We start from the raw sequence: 19643 nt of genomic DNA on the forward strand, positions 1-19643 counted from the left end.
AGGCACAGCGGCGGGCCCTCACCGAGGAGGAACACATGGCGAGAATTCTCGTGGCTGGCATCGATACGTCAACCCAATCAACAAAAGTGCGTGTCACCGACGCCGCAACCGGCGAAACGGTCCGTTTCGGACAGGCCAAACATCCCGACGGCACCAGCGTGAACCCCGAATTCTGGTGGACCGCCTTCCAGGAGGCCGCGGCGCAGGCCGGCGGTCTTGACGACGTCGCCGCACTGGCCGTCGGCGGCCAGCAGCATGGCATGGTGATCCTCGACAAGCAGGGCAATGTGATCCGCGACGCCATGTTGTGGAACGACGTCAGCTCCGCCCCGCAGGCCGCCGCCCTGATCGACAAGCTCGGCGAGGCGCCCGCCCAGGACGGCGAAAGCGAGGATGCGACCGTGCGCGGCAAGCAGCGCTGGGTCAAGGCCGTCGGATCCTCCCCCGTCGCCTCCTTCACACTGACCAAGGTGGCCTGGGTGGCCGAGAACGAGCCCGAGAACGCCAAGAGGATCGCCGCCGTCTGCCTGCCCCACGACTGGCTGAGCTGGCGCATCGCCGGCTACGGCCCCGTGGCCGAAGGTGAGGACGCCCATCTGGAAGCGCTGTTCACCGACCGTTCCGACGCCTCCGGCACCATCTACTACGACGCCGCCACCGACACCTACCGTCGCGATCTGATCGCCATGGTGCTCGAGGCGGCTTGGGGAGACGCGGCCGCCGCGAAGACCGCCGCCGAATCGATCGTGCTGCCCACCGTGCTGGGACCGCGCGACGCGGCCGCGGTGAAGGCCTCCCCCACCGTCGCCGGCAAGAACATCGAAGGCGGATGTCTCCTCGGCCCCGGCGGCGGAGACAATGCGATGGCCGCGCTGGGCCTGGGCATGGCCGTCGGCGACGTGTCCGTCTCGCTGGGCACCTCCGGCGTGGCCGCCGCGATCGCCCAGAACCCCGTCTACGACCTGACCGGCGCGATCTCCGGATTCGCCGACTGCACCGGCCATTACCTGCCGCTCGCCTGCACCATCAACGGATCGCGCATCCTCGACGCGGGCCGCGCCGCGCTCGGCGTGGATTACGACGAGCTGGCCGAACTGGCGTTCCAGGCCGAGCCGGGCGCCGGCGGCATCACGCTGGTGCCGTATTTCGACGGCGAGCGCACGCCGAACCGCCCGGACGCGACCGCATCCCTCACCGGACTGACCCTGAAGAACACCACCAAGGCGAATCTGGCCCGCGCCTTCGTCGAAGGCCTGCTGTGCTCGCAGCGCGACTGCCTCGAGCTGATCCGCGCGCTCGGCGCCGAAATCAACCGCATCCTGCTCATCGGCGGCGGCGCGAAGTCCGTGGCCATCCGCACACTCGCCCCGGCGATTCTCGGCATGGATGTGACCCGCCCCGAAACCGACGAGTATGTGGCCATCGGCGCCGCCCGACAGGCGGCGTGGGTGCTCTCCGGCGAAATGGAACCGCCGGCGTGGCAGCTCAACATCGAAGGCACCGACACCGCCGAGCCCACGCCCGCGGTGTATGAGGCCTATGCGGCGGCGCGCGGCTGATCACAGCCGACCGCGAAAGCCCCATCGGAGGCATCATGTTCATGAAAGCCGTTTGTTCCGCGAATCAAGCGACGTCGTTCGATGATGCTTCCGTAATCTAACGCAGCGGCCGCCAGATTGATTCCTCTCGGAGGTTCAGTCTGGCGGCCTTGCCTCATCCTATCCGCCACCCCACTGGGATGTATCGGCATCGCCGATATAATCGACCCGCTCGCAGCTTCCCCATGCCGCCCCTCGTTTGGAGACTCCGATGAACAATCGTTCCCGTATGACGCTGTACACACTGACCGCACTCGCATGCGTGGTGTGGATCTGGCAATCCGTGCGCGAGTCCATGCAGGACGGCACGCTGGCCAGCGCCCCCACCATCATCTTCCTGGTCTGCATCGGCATCGCCGCTATCTACTGCGCCGGCAACGCGCTGATGCTGTGGTGGAGGCAGGATGACAATGAGGAAGCCGGTACCGGCAAAGCCGATGAAACCTCCGTTGGGGCCCACTCCGACGTCAGGGCCGGCGACGATGCCGAGACTGGCCTCGACACCGATGGCAAGACCAAAACCAACATCGAGACCGACAAGACTGAAATCGAAACAGCCTCCGACGGCGAGGTCTCGGCCGGGAACGAACCAGATGATTCCGCCGAACTCCACGCTTAAGACATATAAAACGTATACGCGCATTGAATGCATGAGGAAAGATAGGAATAAAGTCGCCGCCGGCGGCTCCCGCCCTAGCCCGCGCCATCGTCTACGATGAAGCGGACCACCCATTCGCGCACAGTCCACCGCCCATACCACAAGGATCACATCAATGAACGCCGACACCGTACTGCTCGTTATTTCCATCATTCTGGGACTCGTCTGCGTCCCCGCCGGCTCGTTCCTCGCCTTCGTGCCGATGAAGGCCGACAATATGACCAGCAAGCAGTCCAAGGCCTCGCAGATGCTGACCTTCATCATCGCGCTGGTGTTCATCGGACTGCTGCTTGCGGGCTACGATATGCCGACCTACGCCATCGTCATCGGACTGGTCATCGGCTTCGGGCTCGGCAAGATCCCCACCATCCACGCATGGGCCATGCGCACATGGCCGTTCTTCGAACCCAAGGCGGAGTCCAAACGCGCCAAGCGTCGCTGACCTTCCCGCATTCCCATCTCCTCTTAAGCGCCACGGCCGTCGGCTGCGACTCATCACGATGCCAGGCGTGGATGGAGCGGCACTTATGCCGTTCTGCATAGTTTCAGAACAGATTTTCAAAATAAGGTTTTAGAATCACCTGGCTGCGCGTGGAAACAGGCACCGCCTGATGAATCTTACCGATCAAATCCTCCAATGCGGCAGGCGAAGCGACGCGCACCAACAGCATGTAGCTCGCCTCCCCGGTCACCGAATAACAAGACACGACTCCCTCAAGCTGTTTGAGTCGTTCAGGCATGTCCATTTCCTGTGAATATTCAAGTGGAATAACGGAGATGAACGCAGAGATCGGCAGTCCTACATGCTCATAATCCACTTCAGCCCGGTACGCGGTGATCACTCCCCTGCGTTCCAGTTTTTGAATGCGCGACTGCACCGCCGAAGCCGACATCCCCGTCAAGCAAGAAAGCTTCGACAAGGTGGCCCGACCGTTTATGCGCAGTGCCGAAACAATCGTCGCATCGGTCTCATCCATGCCCGCGGCAATCATGGCAGCACGCCCGTCATTGGGAGCCCCGCCCTGCACCTTCACCGTAGATTGCACCGTTTCCGTCACGCCAGACCTTTCGATTGAAGGAACTCTACCGCCACGTCGCGCGGCGTACGCCCTTCGATATCCACCTGATAGTTCATTTCCATCATATCCTCACCGCTAATCGCACCTTCGAGTTTGGCCATCAACGGCTCGAGTTCGGGATACGTCGCAAGAGTATCACTGCGCGCAATCGAAATTGCTTGGTAAGGCGGGAAGAATGCGATATCATCCTCGAGCTCCACAAGGTCCATCTTCTTGACCATCGCGTCAGTTTCATAGGCATCAGTCACGTCAATCTGTCCCGAGGCAATTGCCTGATATCGGATATTGCCCTCAAGTCCTTCCACAGAGAGGAACGCAACCCCTAATTCGGATTCCATCTTGGGCAGCAAATCCGGCCGCTGCGAGAACGCGACAGTACAACCGAGGCGAAGTGTCCCAGATTGCTCCACCAATTCGGAAAGCGTGGTGATGCCAGTACGCTCGGAGGCTTCACGACTCATCGCCAACACATACGTGTTCGAGAATCCCAACGGCAACGAGACCTTGGCCCCATGATTCTGCGCCATGCCATCCCTGACCTCTTCATACACCTGATCCACATCAGTGGAAACGTCAAGGTCAAGCACGTTAGGAGCCAAAACGCCCGTATAGTCAGTGAACATGTCGATATCGCCCGAATCGAAAGCGTTCATAGTCACCAAGGTGCCGTCGAGATTGAATTTCTCGTCGACTTTCAGGTTCGTGTTGCGCTGGATGAGCTGGCTGTAGATATTGCCAAGAATCAGCGCCTCGGTGAAGTTCTCCGAGCCAACGACGATTTCATCATCATGACCGACAGCCTCCGGTATCATCGATAGCAGCGGAGCGACCAACACCGCAAACGCGGCAATGGCGGCCGCCGCCGTACGCAGAACGCGATGAGGCTTGGAAAGATGCACGATTTTATCCGGAGATTTGAGTCCCTCAGGCGTTAGTATGCGCTCGACCATCGCAAGCACAGCGTCCACAGCAAGTGCAAGCATGCAAGCGGGAATGGCACCGAGCAATACCAGATTCACGTCATTGGCGTTTAGTCCAAGGTTGATCATCCAGCCCAGTCCACCGGCACCGGCGAAAGCTCCAATGGTGACGGTTCCCACGGCGGTGACAGCGGAAATACGCACGCCTCCCATAATGGTGGCGATGGCCAGCGGCAGTTTGATTTTGAGCATGATTCGCCCATCGGACAAGCCAATGCCTCTGGCCGATTCGATGGTGGACTGGTCAATGGACGTGATGCCGATGTAAGTGTTCTTAACGATGGGTAGTAACGCATAGACAATCACCATCAGCACAGCCGAGGGCTTGCCGATACCGACAATCGGCACAAGAAAGGCAAGCAGACCTAGACTCGGTATCGATTGGGTGATGTTGGCCAACCCAATCACAAAAGTACTCCAACCTTTGGAACCGGTGATGGCCAACCCCAACGGCACACCGATGATCAGAGAAAGCAACACCGCCGACGAAGTCATCTGCATGTGTTCGAGAAGCAACGATGCGAGTTCCTCACGTCGTTCCAAGAAAACAACGACAAAGGATTGAATAACATCCATCATGACGCTCCCCCTTCTTCCATCTGCTGCCTGCCGGCCTCAAGAGTCGCGGAAACCCGTTGTGCCCGGCCGATGAATCGGGTGACGAAATCGGAGGCGGGAGTGGCCAGAATATTGGCCGGGGTGTCGTATTGTATAACCTTGCCATGCTGAATGATGGCGATACGATCGGCAAGCTTGATCGCCTCGTCCATATCGTGCGTGACGAACACTATGGTTTTACCTGATTGGCGGTGCAACGCGAGAATCTGATCCTGCAAATCCTGTCTGGTTAGCGGATCAAGAGCACTGAACGGCTCATCCATAAGGATGATTGAGGGATCAGTGGCGAAGGCCCGTGCCACGCCGACCCGCTGCTGTTGTCCGCCAGACAGCTGACAGGGGTATTCGTCCATCACGGACATGGGGAGGTCGACCATGGAAAGCATTGCGCGTACCCGGTCATCGATGTCGGCCACGGATGCTCCCTTAACCTTCATCATAATCGAGATGTTGTCGGCGACCGTCATGTGGGGAAACAACCCGCCGCCCTGAATGACATATCCGATACCGCGCCGCAGCTTGTCTCCAGACACGGGCGCGGTGAGATGGCCGTCAAGGTAGATGCTGCCTGAATCAGGGAGGATGAGCTTGTTGAGCAGTTTGAGCAGTGTGGTCTTTCCGCCTCCGGATGGGCCAATGAGCACGACAAACTCACCTTTTTCAATCTCCAGACTCACACCATCGAGCACTCGGATTCCCGAATAGGATTTACTCACGTCGCGCACCAGAATCTGGGCCGGATTCTCACGAATGGCCGGCCTGGTACTGTACGGAACATTCACCTGAACATGCATTGCAGAACTCCTCACACCGTTGCTCATTCCTGCCGATTGACGTCACACGCCCGGCATGTCGTCTTATGCCCCGCCGCCGGCCACTTTCACCTTGTTGACCATGCGAAACACGTCCGCCTGTTCGCCACGCAATATATGTACGAGGTTTTCCGAGGCGATGCGCTGACATTCGTACAGCGCCTTGTCGGAATAGAACGCGCTGTGCGGAGTAAGAATCACGTTCTCCCTGCCGACAAGGGGATTGGCGAGCGTTCCCTCATTCGTTTCGTCGACGAGCACGTCAAGACCAGCGCCAAATACTCTGCCTGAATCCAGAGCTTCAACCAGGGCGGTTTCATCAATAAGGCCTCCGCGCGACACGTTGACGATAACCGGTTTACGTTCCATCATGGCAAACGCCTCCCGGTTGAGAATATGCTCGGTTTCCGGGGTAAGCAGCATATTGAGCGTGATGATGTCGGCGATGCGGAACAATTCCTCCTTGTCGACAAGTCGCACATCCACCGCCGCCGCGGCCTCGGGCGGGCAGTACGGATCGTAGGCAACGACGGTCAGTCCGAAGCCTTGGGCGCGACGAGCCACAGCCTTGCCGATCTTACCTAACCCCATAATGCCGATGGTGGACTCCTCAAGCCGCTTCATACCGGAAGTGGAATTCCAGTCATACCGGTGTTTTACTTCGATTTCGCGGTCATAGTGTTTGAGACTTTTTGAAATGCCCAAGGCAAGAGCCATCGTATGGTCGGCAACCTCCTGCGTACAGTACTCGCCAATCACCGCAACCGCCGTTCCCTGCCGTTCAGCCGCGACGGCATCCACGAAGTTGTAGCCGGTGGCCTCAATGGAGATACCTTTGAGCTTCGGCGCGCTTTCAATCACATCGGCTGGAAACTCGAGATACGAGGTGAGCACGCCATCCGCATCGGAGATGGCGGCCTTCAACGCATCCACGTCGCCATGGTGTTCATAGACGTCAATCTCAACATCATCGCCGAGCCCTTTGCGAAAGATGCCTCTCTCGATATCAAGGTCACGGTTCAACGGTTCCGGATAATCACAAATGGCGATTTTCATGATTTCTGTTTTCCTTTCTTATGACGTAAGACATCGCGTTATTCATCGCGAGACATGGTCGTCCCCTCGGGTCCTCCGGATTCGACCAATCCTGTATCGATTCGCAACTTCACACGTTGTTCGTCCCTGTACCGATCATGTTCAGTTTTGATTGAGTCGAACAGACCATCCTCATATCCCAGCCGAGCAAGTACCGTGGCCAGCGCCGAGGCGCCGTTCTGCAACGTCTCTTTGGCGCGATCGCCATGCATGAAGGATTCGAACGCCGCCGTATGCAAGCTGATGTCCGGATCCGAAGCCTGAATCTCCATGTGAATCGTAGGAATGAGCATGTCGACGTTACCCGCGTCAGTCGAAGCACCAGGCGTCTCGTATCTGCCGTACGGCCGGCCGAGATCTTCAAAGGTTTCCTCAATCGCAGACAGTTCGACGGGATTGCGATACAGTTCGGCAAACGTAGGATATTTCTGGGTGATCTCATATGTCACACCGGTGGCAACAGACACGCCGCGCACAATCTGGCGCACCCAACGGCGAAGTTCCGCTAACTCAGTAAGGTTCAACGCACGGGTGTAGTAGTTGAGCACCGCCTTGTCTGGAACAATGTTAGGCAGCGTCCCGCCTTCCTCCACGATGCCATGCACCTGCATGAACGGTTTGAACCGGGCGCGAAGAAGGGACACTCCATGCATGATGAGTTCGGCAGCCTCCATCGCGTTGATGCCTTCCCATGGAGATGCCGAAGCATGCGCGGTTTTGCCATGCAACGTGATCGTCATGTCGTTGCACGCCAAATTCCACATGATAGGAGCATTCAGATGATCCATGTGGCACATGGCCGCGAAATCATAGCAATCGAAAGCGCCGTTCACCGCCAAAGGACACTTGGCACCGTCAGTTTCCTCAGCCGGCGTACCAATCAATTCGATTTGCCAGGGGAAATCCGGAAAGGCTTCGCGTAGCGACAATGCGGTTAATACACTGATGCCGCAACTCAGAGAATGCCCACATCCATGACCGATTTCAGGCAGCGCATCGTATTCACACATGATGGCGGCTTTCGGCCTATCATCGTCGGTATCGTATGCGCGAAAGGCATACCGGTAGGCCTTGTAATCATGCTCCACGGTGTAGCCGTGGCGTTCAAGGAACTCAGTTACGAAGCGGCTGGAAAGCTCCTCGCGTCCGCCCGTCTCGGGGTGGGCCGTCAGATATTCGGTTACGGTGAAGGCCTCGTCGCGCAATGCAACGATGGCATCCAGTAGATTTTGATACACAGTAGCCATGACGGCCCCCTTTCGAGATTGCAGACAGCGAACGCTGCGGTCAAGCCTGCTCGGAAGCAGCTTCGGCCGTAACCTGCTTGGTCGCGAAGCGCCGGTAAAGCAGGAAGCTCAACACAACGGTGATCAGGCAGAAAGCCGCAAGGAACCAGAAGATCTTCGGGTATCCGGCGTTGCCGTCAGTATCAATCAGACCACCGAAGAACGGCTGAAGAATCACATCGGGCAGGTATCCGATGATCGAGGCGATGCCGATGGCGGTGCCGGCAACCTTCACGGGGATGTTGATCTCATGCATGGAAGAGAACATCACGCCATACAGGCACATGGCGAACAAACCGGGAATCAAGGTAAGGATGGCGACTAGCCAACCGTTGGCGTCGGGGCCGACGAGAATGACCGCAAGAATGGACAGTCCAAGCACCAATCCACCGACCACGAACCACTTCAAAGTCGATTTGCACACTTTGTCCGCGATGAAACCACCCAGAGGCGCGGCCACCAGCATGACCACATAGGAACGCACAATCTGAAGGTATCCGGAGGTGGTGGAGTCAAAGCCAATCACATCGGTCAGATACGGAGTGAAGAAGGAGTTGCAGCTGTACACGCCATACACGCAGAAGAACACCACCGAAATCAGCCAGATCGCCGGATTCTTCAGCACAGTACCCAGATCGGAGAAATGGAATTTCTCTTCCTCGGGTGTGGTCACCAATTCCTCGCGACTCGGCTCCTTGAGCAGCACCTGCAACAAGGCTGCGGAAATAACCATGGCGGCAATCATCACGGCCAGCGCCCAGAACATACCAGATCGCACGTCATCGCCGAACCCGTCAAAGACCTTCAGAGCGATTGCGTTGGTGACCGCGCCACCGGTGCCGTTGGCCGCATAGTAAATGCCATACATGGACCCTTGTTCCTTCTCGGTGCCGATCATGCGCACGGCCTTGAGAATCGCGGACCAGAACACGAAGCCGGAGCCGAAGGCGAACAGGAACCACACGGCGAGCGCCACTGGGTAGCTGAAGGTGAACATGAAGATCACAGTGACCAGCGCGGTGCCCAGCAGAGACAGGATGATCGCCTTCTTCGACGAAACCTTGTCCGCTAGGACGCCGCCTGGAATGTACAGGAACATGCATACGAACGCGTACATCGACAACAGGAATCCGGACTGCGCATTAGTGATGTGCATGACGTCGAGCATGGCGTCATAGAACACATACTTGATGTACGGCAGACAGTAAATCGCGCCGGCGGAAAAGCCGAGCACAATCAGACTCAAGTATTTGCGTGCTGTGGAATTCATGATGTTCTCCTTGTCAGTGGCCTTATCGGCCTGATTGGATTGGATACCGCATCGACTGGGCGATCCGGCGCTCGCTACGTGCGATAAGGTGAGGGGGTCATTTCGCTGCAAGTTCACCGAAAACAGCGCGTATCTGTTTGAGGAATTCGTTATTCTGCTCGGTGGTGCCGATTGAAACGCGCATGTGGCGTCGATATCCCCAACCTGCACACGGACGTACGATTACACCACGGCGCAACAGCGATTCACTCACTTCAACCGCGTCGTACGGCATTTCGAAGAACACGAAATTCGCGTCGGAATGCACCGGAACGCAGCCTATGGCCTCAAGTTCCTTGTTCATACGTTCGCGATCGTTGACCATCAGAGCCTTGCAGCGTTCACATTCCTCGGCATCTTGCTCAAGAAGGGCACATGCGGCGGCCAGACCAAGTCGATTTGAATTGAAGGGTTCGGAAACGGTGTCATACCAGTTAATAAAATCTGGATCGGCGATCAGATAGCCGATACGCTGACCGGCCAGCCCATAGTATTTCGAGAAAGTGCGAATGTCGATGACTTGCTTCCCCGCCTTGATGTAACTGACCACATCGGGCAAAGCTCCTTCATCGGCGAATTCAGCATAAGCTTCATCCACCACAAGCCAGCAGTTTTGGGGCATCTGATCCACGAACCAGTCGAAGTCCTCTTTGCTGACAACGGTGCCAGTGGGATTGTTCGGATTGCACAGCCACACAATCTTCGTCTTGTCGTTCATCGCTTTGGCGAATGCCTTGAGGCTGATCGTGTAGGTCGCGTCCAGAGGCACTTCGACGACCTTGGCACCCATGATTTTGGAAATCTCCGGATACAGGCGATAGGACTGCTCGGGGACAATCACCTCATCGCCTTCCTCCAACAGCGTCTTGGCGACCGAGTCCAGCACGTTTCCCGCGCCATGTCCCAAGCTAATCCATTCAGGGCCAGCAACACCGAACTTCGTGGCAAGCAGCTCCTTGAGCCGGATGTAATCACGTTCTGGATAGATGTTGACCATGTCTATTTGATCACGCATGGCCTTGAGCGCGTTCGGATACGGGGCATACATGTTCTCGTTTGACCCAAGTTTGACAACGCTGGTCAGACCATAATCGGCCATGACCTGATCCATGCTTTTGCCCGACACGTATTTCTCACACAAAAAAGCTTTCTTGCGAATGCCGTTAACCATCATTCACCTTTCATACGATCAGTACGCTCCCATCCGACATGACACCTTTCCCGACTGGAAAGTCCATCATTTGGATGCGTCACTCATATAGTGAACGATGAATATGTGTTCTCAATCCGCTTTTTTAGTTAATGTCATGTTACTAATAGGTTTTTCAAGTTTTTTTTCTTGAAATAAATCCTTTTGACGATATTTTTTCCGTTTTACCTTTCACTCGGACGACAAAGACGAGCCAGCGGTCATCACTTGTCTGACACACAAGGCATTCCAACCCCAGCCGCCATCGATACCACTTATTCAGCACACCGGCGAATCCGCTCGAGTACAAAAAGGGACGCCTCATAAGAGACGTCCCTTTCAAAGAAAGCGGAAATCGAATCACCACTTTGATGACAGCCGGAACCCGCCTGATACGTTGTGGAGCATCAGCCCTTCTTGCGCTTGGAAAGCAGATCGTAGGCGACGGCTGCGATCACGACCAGACCCTTGATGGTCTTGACCCAAGCGGCATCCACACCCATGATGGACAGGCCCTGGTTCAGCACGCCCATGATCAGAGCGCCGACCATGGCGCCGGGGATGGTGCCGACGCCGCCGGTGACGGCCGTGCCGCCGATGAAGCAGGCGGCGATGGCGTCCATCTCGAACTCCATACCGGTCTGCGCCGAGGCGGAGGCCAGACGGGACAGGGTGATGATGGCGGCGACCGAGGTCAGGAAGCCCATGTTCAGGAAGATCTGGAAGTCGACCTTCTTGGTGTCGATACCGGAGAGGATGGCGGCCTTGCGGTTGCCGCCGACGGCGTAGACGTTACGGCCGAACACCATGCGGTTGAGCACGAAGTAGTACACGCCGACAAGCACGCCGATGATGACCAGCACGATCGGAATGCCGCCCTGGGTGGCGTTGCCGGAGGAGGCCAGCAGGTAGGTGATGTAGCCGATGGCAAGGGTGGCGACGACGCACTTCAGAATCACGAAGCTCATCGGCTGGGCCTGCAGACCGTTCTTGACGGCCTTGGCGCGCTTGTTGAGCTGCGACCAGATCACCAACACGATGGCGACGATGCCCACCACCAGTGCGGTGAGCGCGAACGGGCCGACGAAGACGGTGGGCAGGTAGTTCACGGAGATCGCACGGAACGCGGAATCGGACACGGGGATGGATTCGCCGGCGACCACGGTGGCCAGACCGCGGAAGATCAGCATGCCGCCCAGCGTGGTCACGAAGCCGGGGACGCCGACGTAGGCGACCCAGAAGCCATGCCATGCGCCGATGAGCAGGCCGAGGACGATCATGATGGCGATCGCGGCGAACCACGGAAGCCCGCTTTTCATCGCCAACGCGCCCACGCCGCCGATGAAGGCGACCACGGAGCCCACGGACAGATCGATGTGGGTGGCGATGATGACCATCAGCATGCCGATGGCGGCAACCAGCACGTAGGCGTTCTGCTGGAACAGGGCGACCACGTTATTGGGGTTGAGCAAGCGGCCGCTGGTCAGGATCTGGAAGACGACGATCACCAGCACCAACGCGAGGTAGATGCCGTAGGAGCGCATGTTGCCGAGCAGCAGGTCCTTCAGACTCTGCTCGTCGCCCTTCTTGGCGGCGGGGGTTGCGGTTGCAGTAGACATTTTGGATTATCCTTTCACAAACAGGGTTTGGGTCGCCCGCACTCAGGCGTAGACCTGGTCGGCGGCGAGCGGGACGTCGGAGGTCATGTAGCGCATGAGCTCCTCCTGGTTGGTTTCCTTGGCGTTGAGGTTCGCGGTGATGACGCCGTTGCTCATCGTGTAGATGCGATCGCAGATGCCGAGCAGCTCGGGCAGCTCGGAGCTGATCACGATCACCGCGGATCCGGAATCGGCCAGCTGGTCGATGATCTCGTAGATGTCGTATTTCGCGCCGACATCGATGCCTCGGGTGGGTTCATCGAGAATCAGGACCTTCGGATCGGTGGCCATCCACTTGGCGAGCACGACCTTCTGCTGGTTGCCTCCGGAGAGGTTGCCGGCGGGCATTTCGATGGTCGGCGCCTTGGTGCGGAAGTCCTTGCGGTACTGCTCCGCGATTTTGCGTTCCTTGGCCTCGTCGATCACGCCATGGTTGCTCATGCCTTTGAGGTTGGCCATCGAGGTGTTCTCCCGAATGGTTTTCATCAGGTTCAGGCCGTAGACCTTGCGATCCTCGGTGGCGTAGGCGACGCCATGGTCGATGGCGGCACGGACCGTCGGGAACTGGACCTCCTTGCCCTCCATATACACCTTGCCGGTGGCGTGGGTGCCGTACTGGCGTCCGAACACGCTCATCGCGGTTTCCGTGCGGCCCGCGCCGATCAGGCCGGCCAGACCGACGATTTCGCCGGCGCGCACGTTGATGCTCACGCTCTTGGCGACGAGACGGGACTCGTCGAGCGGATGGTGCATCTTCCAATCCTCGATGCGGAACATCTCCTTGCCGATGTTGGACTCATGCTCCGGATAGCGGTTGGTCAGCGGACGGCCGACCATATCCCTGATCAACGCGTCCTGATCGAGCGGATGTTCGGCGTCGATGTCGATATGGCTGATGGTCTGGCCGTCGCGGATCACCTGCACCGCGTCGGCGGAGGCGGCGATCTCGTTGAGCTTGTGCGAGATGATGATGGCGGTGACGCCTTCGTTCCTGCGCAGGTCGTCGACCAGCTTGAGCAGCTTGAACGAGTCCTCGTCGTTCAGAGCGGCGGTGGGCTCGTCGAGGATGAGCAGCTTCACGTTCTTGGTCAGCGCCTTGGCGATTTCGACGAGTTGCTGCTTGCCGACGCCGATGTTGGCGATCAGTGTGTCGGGGCTTTCCTCCAGTCCGACCTTCTTCATCACCTCAAGAGCGATTTTGCGCTGCGCGTCGGCGTCGATGGCGATGCCTTTCCTGTGCTGGTTGCCCAGGAAGATGTTCTCCTCGATGGACATATAGGGCACAAGCGCCAGCTCCTGATGGATAATCACGATGCCTTGGCTCTCGGAATCACGAATGGTTTTGAACTGGCTGACGTCGCCGTTGTAGACGATGTCGCCTTCGTAGGTGCCGTACGGATAAACGCCCGACAGCACGTTCATCAGTGTGGATTTGCCGGCTCCGTTCTCACCGCAGATCGAGAATATCTGGCCTCGTTTGACCGTGATATTCACATCGTTCAATGCGGTGACCGGGCCGAAGCGTTTGATGATATGACGCATTTCAAGAATCACGTCATCGTTGGTAGCCACAGTTGCCTCCTCCGTCTGTATGTCACTGTGCATGGCGAGGGCGCCGCACCGCTGGTTGTGGCGGAGCGGCGCCCTCGATCGACTACGTCGTCAGATTCGGGATCACAGACCCGCGTCTTCGGCGGAGATGTAGCCACCGTCGATGAGGACTTCCTGGATGTTGTCCTTATCAACCGTGACCGGGGTGAGCAGCTGGGACGGAACGTCCTTGTTGCCGTTGTTGAAGGTGTCGGGCGCCTCGGGGGTGTCGCCGTCGACCAGAGCCTTGATCATCTCGGCGGTCGCCTTGGCGAGCTCACGGGTGTCCTTATAGACGGTCATGGACTGCTTGCCCTGAACGATGGCCTGCACGTTGGCCTTTTCGGCGTCCTGGCCGGTGATGATCGGATAGTAGTCCCAACCGGCGGCTTCGATGGTGTTGTAGGTGCCAGTGGCCTCGGCGTCGTTCTGGGCGAGCACCGCGTCGAGCTTGGTGCCGTCGTTGTAGAAGGAGTTGATGCGGTTCTCCATCTCGTTCTGGGCCTTCTGGCGGTCCCAGTTGTCGATGCCGATGGACTGCCAATCGTCGACGGAGGCCGGAACCTTGCCGGACTGGGACTGCAGCACGCCGGACTCGAAGTACGGTCCGAGCACTTCCCAAGCGCCTTCGAAGTAGTAGCGGGCGTTGTTGTCGGTCGGCGAGCCGGCCATCAGTTCGACGTTGAACGGACCGGTCGCCCCGTCCTTGAGTCCGAGCTTCTCTTCGATGTACTCGCCCTGCATACGTCCGACATCGGTCAGGGAGAAGGTTGCGTAATAGTCGACCGCGTCCGTGTTCATGATCAGACGGTCGTAGGCGATGACGGTGCCGCCGTTGGCGGCCACCTGTTCGGCCGCGGCGCCGGTCGCGGTACCATCGATGGAGGCGATGACCACGTAATCCATGCCGTTGTTGGCCATGTTCTGAATTTGTGAGGTCTGCTGGTCGGTCTTGCCGTCCGCATACTGCAGGGTGACGTTGTATCCGTATCCCTCAAGCTGTTCCTTGAGGTTCTCGCCGTCGATCTTCCAACGCTCGAGCATCTGCTCGGGCATGGAGATGCCGACGTTCACCTCATCATCGGAAGCCCCCCCCCCGCTGGTTTCGCCACGGGTGCTGCCGCAGGCAGCCAGCGGGATCATAAGAGCGGCGGCCGCAACAACACCGATAGCCTTGGTCCACTTGTTCATTGTCATTCCTTTCATCATTGACAGGAATAGTGTTCCTCTTCCTTGCAGATTCGACAGTCTCTGTCGAACCTGAGGAAAATATAGCACATAGTTTTTTGATTTAACAATCTGCGTGTCGCAAAAAATGGACTTTTCTTGCGAAATCACACCCCTTTAGTTCAGTGCGCAAATTATATAATCGGCAGAAAACCGGGCACGACGGGCCACTCGGGAATACGGAAATCGGATGCGAGGACGCGTCACTCGACGTCAGGTCCAGGACCCTCCACCTCGGCGAACGCGGGATCGTAATCGGGAATCGATTTGACCACGCGGCACGGATTGCCGACCGCGACGGAATCGGCGGGGATGTCATGCGTGACGACGGAGCCGGCGCCGATAATCGAGTTGTCGCCGATGGTCACACCAGGACAGACGGTGACGTTGACGCCGAACCATACATTATTGCCGATGCTCACGCGGGCGGTATGCTCCCACCCCTCCAGCCGGGTGGCGGCATCGAGCGCGTGGTTGGGAGTCGCGATGGAGCAGCGAGGGCCGATCAGGCAGTTCTCGCCGATATCGATATACCCGCCGCCGACGATCAGGAAGTCCTTGTTGATGAAGGTGCCCTTGCCGATGGTCAGACCGATGCCGTAATCCACGTTGAACGGCGGAGTGAACTGCACGCCCTCCCCCGCGCCGGGAATGAGCTCGTGGAACAGGCGATACGCCTCGTCGGGATCGTCGAAGTAGATGCGGTTGATGGCGGCGCATGCCCGCATCGCCTGTGCGGTGTATTGCGGCAGCGTCTGCGATTTGCGGTACTGCATGGGACGCCCGGAGAACAGCCGTCGGACATCCTCATCCTCGTCGATCAGACGTTCGAGATCTTCGGTCATGGCGCACGCCTCCTTCATCGGAGTTTGATAGTTAGACGATTTAACTATCATAGCGCGCGCCGACGACCCAGCGCTCAGGACACCAGGCTCGCGACACGCCGGAAAACGAACATTCATGTTCGTTTTTTCTTAAGAGTCAACAAAACGTTTGTTTGTTTTAACAGAAAAACGAACAGAATACCAAACAGGCCAACAATACGCCCCAGTTTGCGAACAACTTCGCAAATCAGACCAGAAAACTTGATTTTCCGTCATTTTCACCGCTTTAACAATGGTAGGCTGTAACGCAGGCGTTCCGACAACGTCAAAATACAAGAGAACAATCAGCTAAAAAACGAACATCATCGACCAACTATAAAGAACATGAAATATGTTCGTTTTCACCATCCAATGAGGAGGGACAGACATGGCAGACAACAAGACCATCACCGTGAATCTGGAGATGTTCGGCAAGGACGCCGCCGCCAAAACCGCCGCCGCGAACAAGGTGGCCAAGGAATTCGGCATCAGCGACGAGGCGCTCGCCAAGGTCGAGGATTTCAAGGCCGAACTCACCAAGCACAACGCATGGGGTCTGCCGTTCATGGGCTATGTGAACGAGGACGGCTACGGTTACGCCTACGTGCCGGACGCCGCCATCACCATGACTCCGTACTGGGACGCCCATCAGGCCTTCCTCGCCCTGCCCGAGGACGTGCAGACCGCGTTCGCGATCCGCATGCTCTTCACCCACCGCGAGGTCGACCGCTACGGCGCCAACATGTTCCTGCACTACCACCGCGGATTCACCGTCAAGTGGGAGGGCACCGGCGCCAACCAGTACTGATCGGCGAGCGCGCTTTCCAAGAGGCGCTTCCTAAGCTGAAACTTACACCCCATAGAACGAGGTCCGCACAACGGCGTGCGGACCTCGTTCGTTGTAAGTTGCATCCTGAAGGAAAAGGACGCGCTCCGCCCAGAGCGACGCCGCCACGCCGCACACCACAACAGGCATCGTCCGACCCGTTAGCCGACAGCCTTACGCCGTCGGCCGAGCGGAGATGCCTAACATGGCCGCGAGCCATAGAGCCGTATGAGTCCCAGCCCCGCCACTCGCGGCCGTGTCATCAGACGACCTCACACACTGCGCTTGCGCCAGAGCAGCATCACAGTCCCAGATGCGATAAGGACCACCGCGACTGACAGGATTCCAGCGACGGCCGTTCCCGTATCGCCGAGATTCCGACGATCGTCTCGCTCCAGATCCGACGTGTCGGAACCGCTCTGTCCGTCGTAGCCTGAGACGATCTCCTTCAGACCTCCGATACCGTCACGCAGAGCAGCGACGGCGGCATCCACCTCATCTTGACTGGCATCATCCTTGGCGAGGATCGCCTCCGCCTTGGTCAACGAATCCTTGAGCGCCGCATACGATTCGGAGGTATACCCGTCGGCATCAATACGTTTTGCCTGCTCGATGACCTTGTTCAGTTCGGCCTTATCCGCAGGCTGCGTCCCTGGATCGGCGTCCGGCTTAGCGGATGTCTGCGCTGCGGTTTTCGCCACGGTGATGTAATCGAGGTTCGGCGCATAGCCTGTGGCGTTGCCCACCATGACGGTATTGGACCCCTCCTTCAGACACACGCGAATGGAAGTGGTCCAGAAATCATTCCAGTCGCGAGTATTGGCGAACACCACACGCTGCGTAGTGGAGGAATCGTCATTCACCGTCACATCAGCCCAACGATTCACGATTTGGAATTCGTTGTCGTTCGTGTATTCGTTGTGCGCATATGCGAAAGTGATCGTATAGTCTCCTTCCTCCGCGGCCTCGATGTTGTTGAAACGCAGGGTGTTTCCCTCACCGTTGCCGATATAGGACACGATGTTGCCCTCGACCCGGGCGGCACCTTCAAGATCGTTGTATCCGCTTTCCGCCTCGTACGTGCGCACGGCGTCATCGTCGGCGGCAAGGACTTCCAAGGAGTCGACTTTGATGCCGTAAGTGCCGCCGGTCAAATCAACCTGATTGATGCCCAACGGCATATAGACGCGCGCCACGGCGGTGCCCCACGCATCAGAGCCGCCAGTTCCCGGCAATTCGAGTTCCACAGCGTCCTGACGGTTGAGCTTGAGCACGATTCTCGCGTCGGACGCGCTGGAGTAGCGCACCGACAGATCGTAGTATCCGTCCTTCTCCGCGGTCACGAAAAACGCGGTGTCCGCATCGGCTCCGTCATATCCCTGCACATAGCCGACCCCTGAGATATCGGAACCGTCCTCATACATGGGGGTCGCCTCGCCCGAAACGCGGGCGTACTCGGCCTCGTACAGACCGGATGCAGTCTCATCGGCCGTCCGGCCGGGCGTCACGATGGCGTAATAGGCGGAGTATCGATTCAAGCCGCTCAATTCAAGAGTCGCGTCATCACCGGAGATGTTGTATTCGGCCACTCGATACGGACCATCCGACGCCTCGGGAACGTCCTTGGTCGCATTCGAGGCCTTTGCCGTGGCGTCAACGCCATATACGGTGACGTGTGCGCCATCCGCGTATCGGGATGAGAGACCATTCAACGTGAGCGTCGACGAGGTGTCTCCGCCGAACAGCACGCGGGTCTGCCGCGTGGATTCGTCATATGCGGCGAGCGCTTGCATCGACTGGTCGCGATCCGTCATCGCCACCTCCAACAGTTGGCCTTTCATTTGGCCGTACCAGCTATACAACCACCACGAACCGGTCGCCTGGTTGTTGTGGGTGGCCAACCAGTCCAGGTCTCCGGCGGGGTACCAATATGGCAGAGCCGCGCTCACTCCGGCGGTTTCAAAACGTGAGATGTACTGCACCAGCGTCCCCGGCTGCACCTGTTCGTCGCCACCGGATTTGGCGTATTCGTTGATGCTTATGGGCAGATCGGAATCAACTCCGAGATACTCGTCCTCCAGCGCCCGCCAGTTCTCGATATCCTCATAGATTCGAGGAATGGCTCCGTCGAGTTCATGCCATGTCACAATGTCCGGCACGGTGTCGTTCTCAACGGCATGCTTCAGAAAAGCCTCGTATTTGGCGCTGTCATACACAGCGAAGTTCAGTCCCGCTATGCGCGCATCGGGATCCAACGTTTTAATCGTTCGATACGCGGTGTCCCAATCTTCCAATAACGCATCGAATTTGTCGCTTTTGTTGTAGTTGGCGTCGTTGTAGTCCGGCTCGTTGAATGGCACGTAGACGAAAGACTGAGCATATGGACTTTCATTCACGGCGTTCACCATCTGCTCGATCTTCGGAACATAGTCTTCCTCCATGGAGCCTGAATAGGCTTCATAGCCCCACTGGGAGTAGTAGTCCTTCATATAGATCTGAATATCGCCGCCGCCGTTGCGCTTCCATTGGTCGGCTGTGGCGATTGCATCGCCATTGGGATGCTGAGCGCCGCCCGGAGCCCGCCCGACCGTGGTGTGCAGACTCGTCAGACCGTTCAGCAAAGTGTCGGAAGGCACGCCATCATCCGCAAGACCGTATAGGAAGCCCGTCGCCCCATGTGTAATCTCTCCGGTGGTTGCGTTGAGATCCACCGTCACGGAATTAGCCGAGGCCGCCACGGCGGGAGTCGCCACGGCCATGCTGCCGCCCAATAGCGCCACAGCCGACGCGAGAGCCACAGACTTGCATAATTTCAACTTCATTGTTTTCATCTCTTCTTGTAGTTGGATAGTGGA

Annotated in this window: 16 protein-coding genes; 4 read left to right on the forward strand and 12 right to left on the reverse strand. The window is 58.0% G+C overall.

The window, feature by feature from the left end; all coding sequences use genetic code 11:
• Nucleotides 1-35 precede the first annotated feature (35 nt).
• The 3 genes from BL8807_RS01370 to BL8807_RS01380 all read left to right on the forward strand — a co-directional run bounded on the left by BL8807_RS01370 (nucleotide 36) and on the right by BL8807_RS01380 (nucleotide 2698).
• Complete coding sequence (locus tag BL8807_RS01370) at nucleotides 36-1559, forward strand: xylulokinase (RefSeq protein WP_072725713.1); 1524 nt, start codon at nucleotides 36-38, stop codon at nucleotides 1557-1559.
• A 250-nt stretch (nucleotides 1560-1809) separates the two neighbouring features.
• Nucleotides 1810-2217, forward strand: a complete 408-nt coding sequence (locus BL8807_RS11895; protein ID WP_072725711.1) for a hypothetical protein — start codon at nucleotides 1810-1812, stop codon at nucleotides 2215-2217.
• A 154-nt stretch (nucleotides 2218-2371) separates the two neighbouring features.
• Nucleotides 2372-2698, forward strand: a complete 327-nt coding sequence (locus BL8807_RS01380; RefSeq protein ID WP_072725709.1) for a hypothetical protein — start codon at nucleotides 2372-2374, stop codon at nucleotides 2696-2698.
• A gap of 103 nt (nucleotides 2699-2801) precedes the next feature.
• Here the strand turns inward: BL8807_RS01380 and BL8807_RS01385 are convergent, their stop codons facing one another.
• The 11 genes from BL8807_RS01385 to BL8807_RS01435 all read right to left on the reverse strand — a co-directional run bounded on the left by BL8807_RS01385 (nucleotide 2802) and on the right by BL8807_RS01435 (nucleotide 15944).
• Nucleotides 2802-3248: an Lrp/AsnC family transcriptional regulator gene (locus BL8807_RS01385; protein ID WP_072725775.1), complete on the reverse strand. Its 447-nt coding sequence runs from the start codon at nucleotides 3246-3248 to the stop codon at nucleotides 2802-2804.
• Nucleotides 3249-3310: 62 nt separating this feature from the next.
• Nucleotides 3311-4894: an ABC transporter permease/substrate-binding protein gene (locus BL8807_RS01390; RefSeq protein ID WP_205408859.1), complete on the reverse strand. Its 1584-nt coding sequence runs from the start codon at nucleotides 4892-4894 to the stop codon at nucleotides 3311-3313.
• Entirely contained in the window at nucleotides 4891-5727 is an 837-nt protein-coding gene (locus BL8807_RS01395; protein ID WP_072725707.1) for an ATP-binding cassette domain-containing protein, read from the reverse strand. Before BL8807_RS01395 ends, BL8807_RS01390 begins: the two co-directional genes overlap by 4 nt.
• Before the next feature lie 63 nt (nucleotides 5728-5790).
• A complete protein-coding gene (locus BL8807_RS01400) occupies nucleotides 5791-6801 on the reverse strand; it encodes an NAD(P)-dependent oxidoreductase (RefSeq protein ID WP_072725705.1) in 1011 nt (336 codons plus the stop codon).
• Nucleotides 6802-6839: 38 nt separating this feature from the next.
• Nucleotides 6840-8087, reverse strand: coding sequence for a M20/M25/M40 family metallo-hydrolase (locus BL8807_RS01405; RefSeq protein WP_072725703.1), 1248 nt, complete (start codon nucleotides 8085-8087; stop codon nucleotides 6840-6842).
• 40 nt (nucleotides 8088-8127) lie between these two features.
• Nucleotides 8128-9396, reverse strand: coding sequence for an MFS transporter (locus BL8807_RS01410; RefSeq protein WP_072725701.1), 1269 nt, complete (start codon nucleotides 9394-9396; stop codon nucleotides 8128-8130).
• A 97-nt stretch (nucleotides 9397-9493) separates the two neighbouring features.
• A complete protein-coding gene (gene hisC / locus BL8807_RS01415) occupies nucleotides 9494-10609 on the reverse strand; it encodes a histidinol-phosphate transaminase (protein WP_072725698.1) in 1116 nt (371 codons plus the stop codon).
• A gap of 422 nt (nucleotides 10610-11031) precedes the next feature.
• Entirely contained in the window at nucleotides 11032-12243 is a 1212-nt protein-coding gene (gene mmsB / locus BL8807_RS01420) for a multiple monosaccharide ABC transporter permease (RefSeq protein ID WP_072725696.1), read from the reverse strand.
• Nucleotides 12244-12285: 42 nt separating this feature from the next.
• A complete protein-coding gene (locus tag BL8807_RS01425; RefSeq protein WP_226847498.1) occupies nucleotides 12286-13824 on the reverse strand; it encodes a sugar ABC transporter ATP-binding protein in 1539 nt (512 codons plus the stop codon).
• Nucleotides 13825-13956: 132 nt separating this feature from the next.
• Entirely contained in the window at nucleotides 13957-15063 is a 1107-nt protein-coding gene (locus BL8807_RS01430; protein ID WP_193057480.1) for a substrate-binding domain-containing protein, read from the reverse strand.
• A gap of 239 nt (nucleotides 15064-15302) precedes the next feature.
• Nucleotides 15303-15944 carry a sugar O-acetyltransferase gene (locus tag BL8807_RS01435; protein WP_072725692.1) on the reverse strand — a complete coding sequence of 214 codons (642 nt, stop codon included), beginning with the start codon at nucleotides 15942-15944 and terminating at the stop codon, nucleotides 15303-15305.
• 406 nt (nucleotides 15945-16350) lie between these two features.
• Between BL8807_RS01435 and BL8807_RS01440 the strand changes: the two genes are divergently transcribed.
• On the forward strand, nucleotides 16351-16770 hold the full coding sequence (locus tag BL8807_RS01440; protein WP_072725690.1) for a glycerophosphodiester phosphodiesterase: 420 nt from the start codon (nucleotides 16351-16353) through the stop codon (nucleotides 16768-16770).
• Between the two features lie 290 nt (nucleotides 16771-17060).
• On the opposite strand, the gene BL8807_RS01445 is transcribed toward BL8807_RS01440, so the two are convergent.
• Nucleotides 17061-19610 carry a carbohydrate-binding protein gene (locus BL8807_RS01445; RefSeq protein WP_072725688.1) on the reverse strand — a complete coding sequence of 850 codons (2550 nt, stop codon included), beginning with the start codon at nucleotides 19608-19610 and terminating at the stop codon, nucleotides 17061-17063.
• Between the last annotated feature and the right edge of the window lie 33 nt (nucleotides 19611-19643).

The organism is Bifidobacterium lemurum (assembly GCF_014898175.1).
GTDB classification, from domain to species: domain Bacteria; phylum Actinomycetota; class Actinomycetes; order Actinomycetales; family Bifidobacteriaceae; genus Bifidobacterium; species Bifidobacterium lemurum.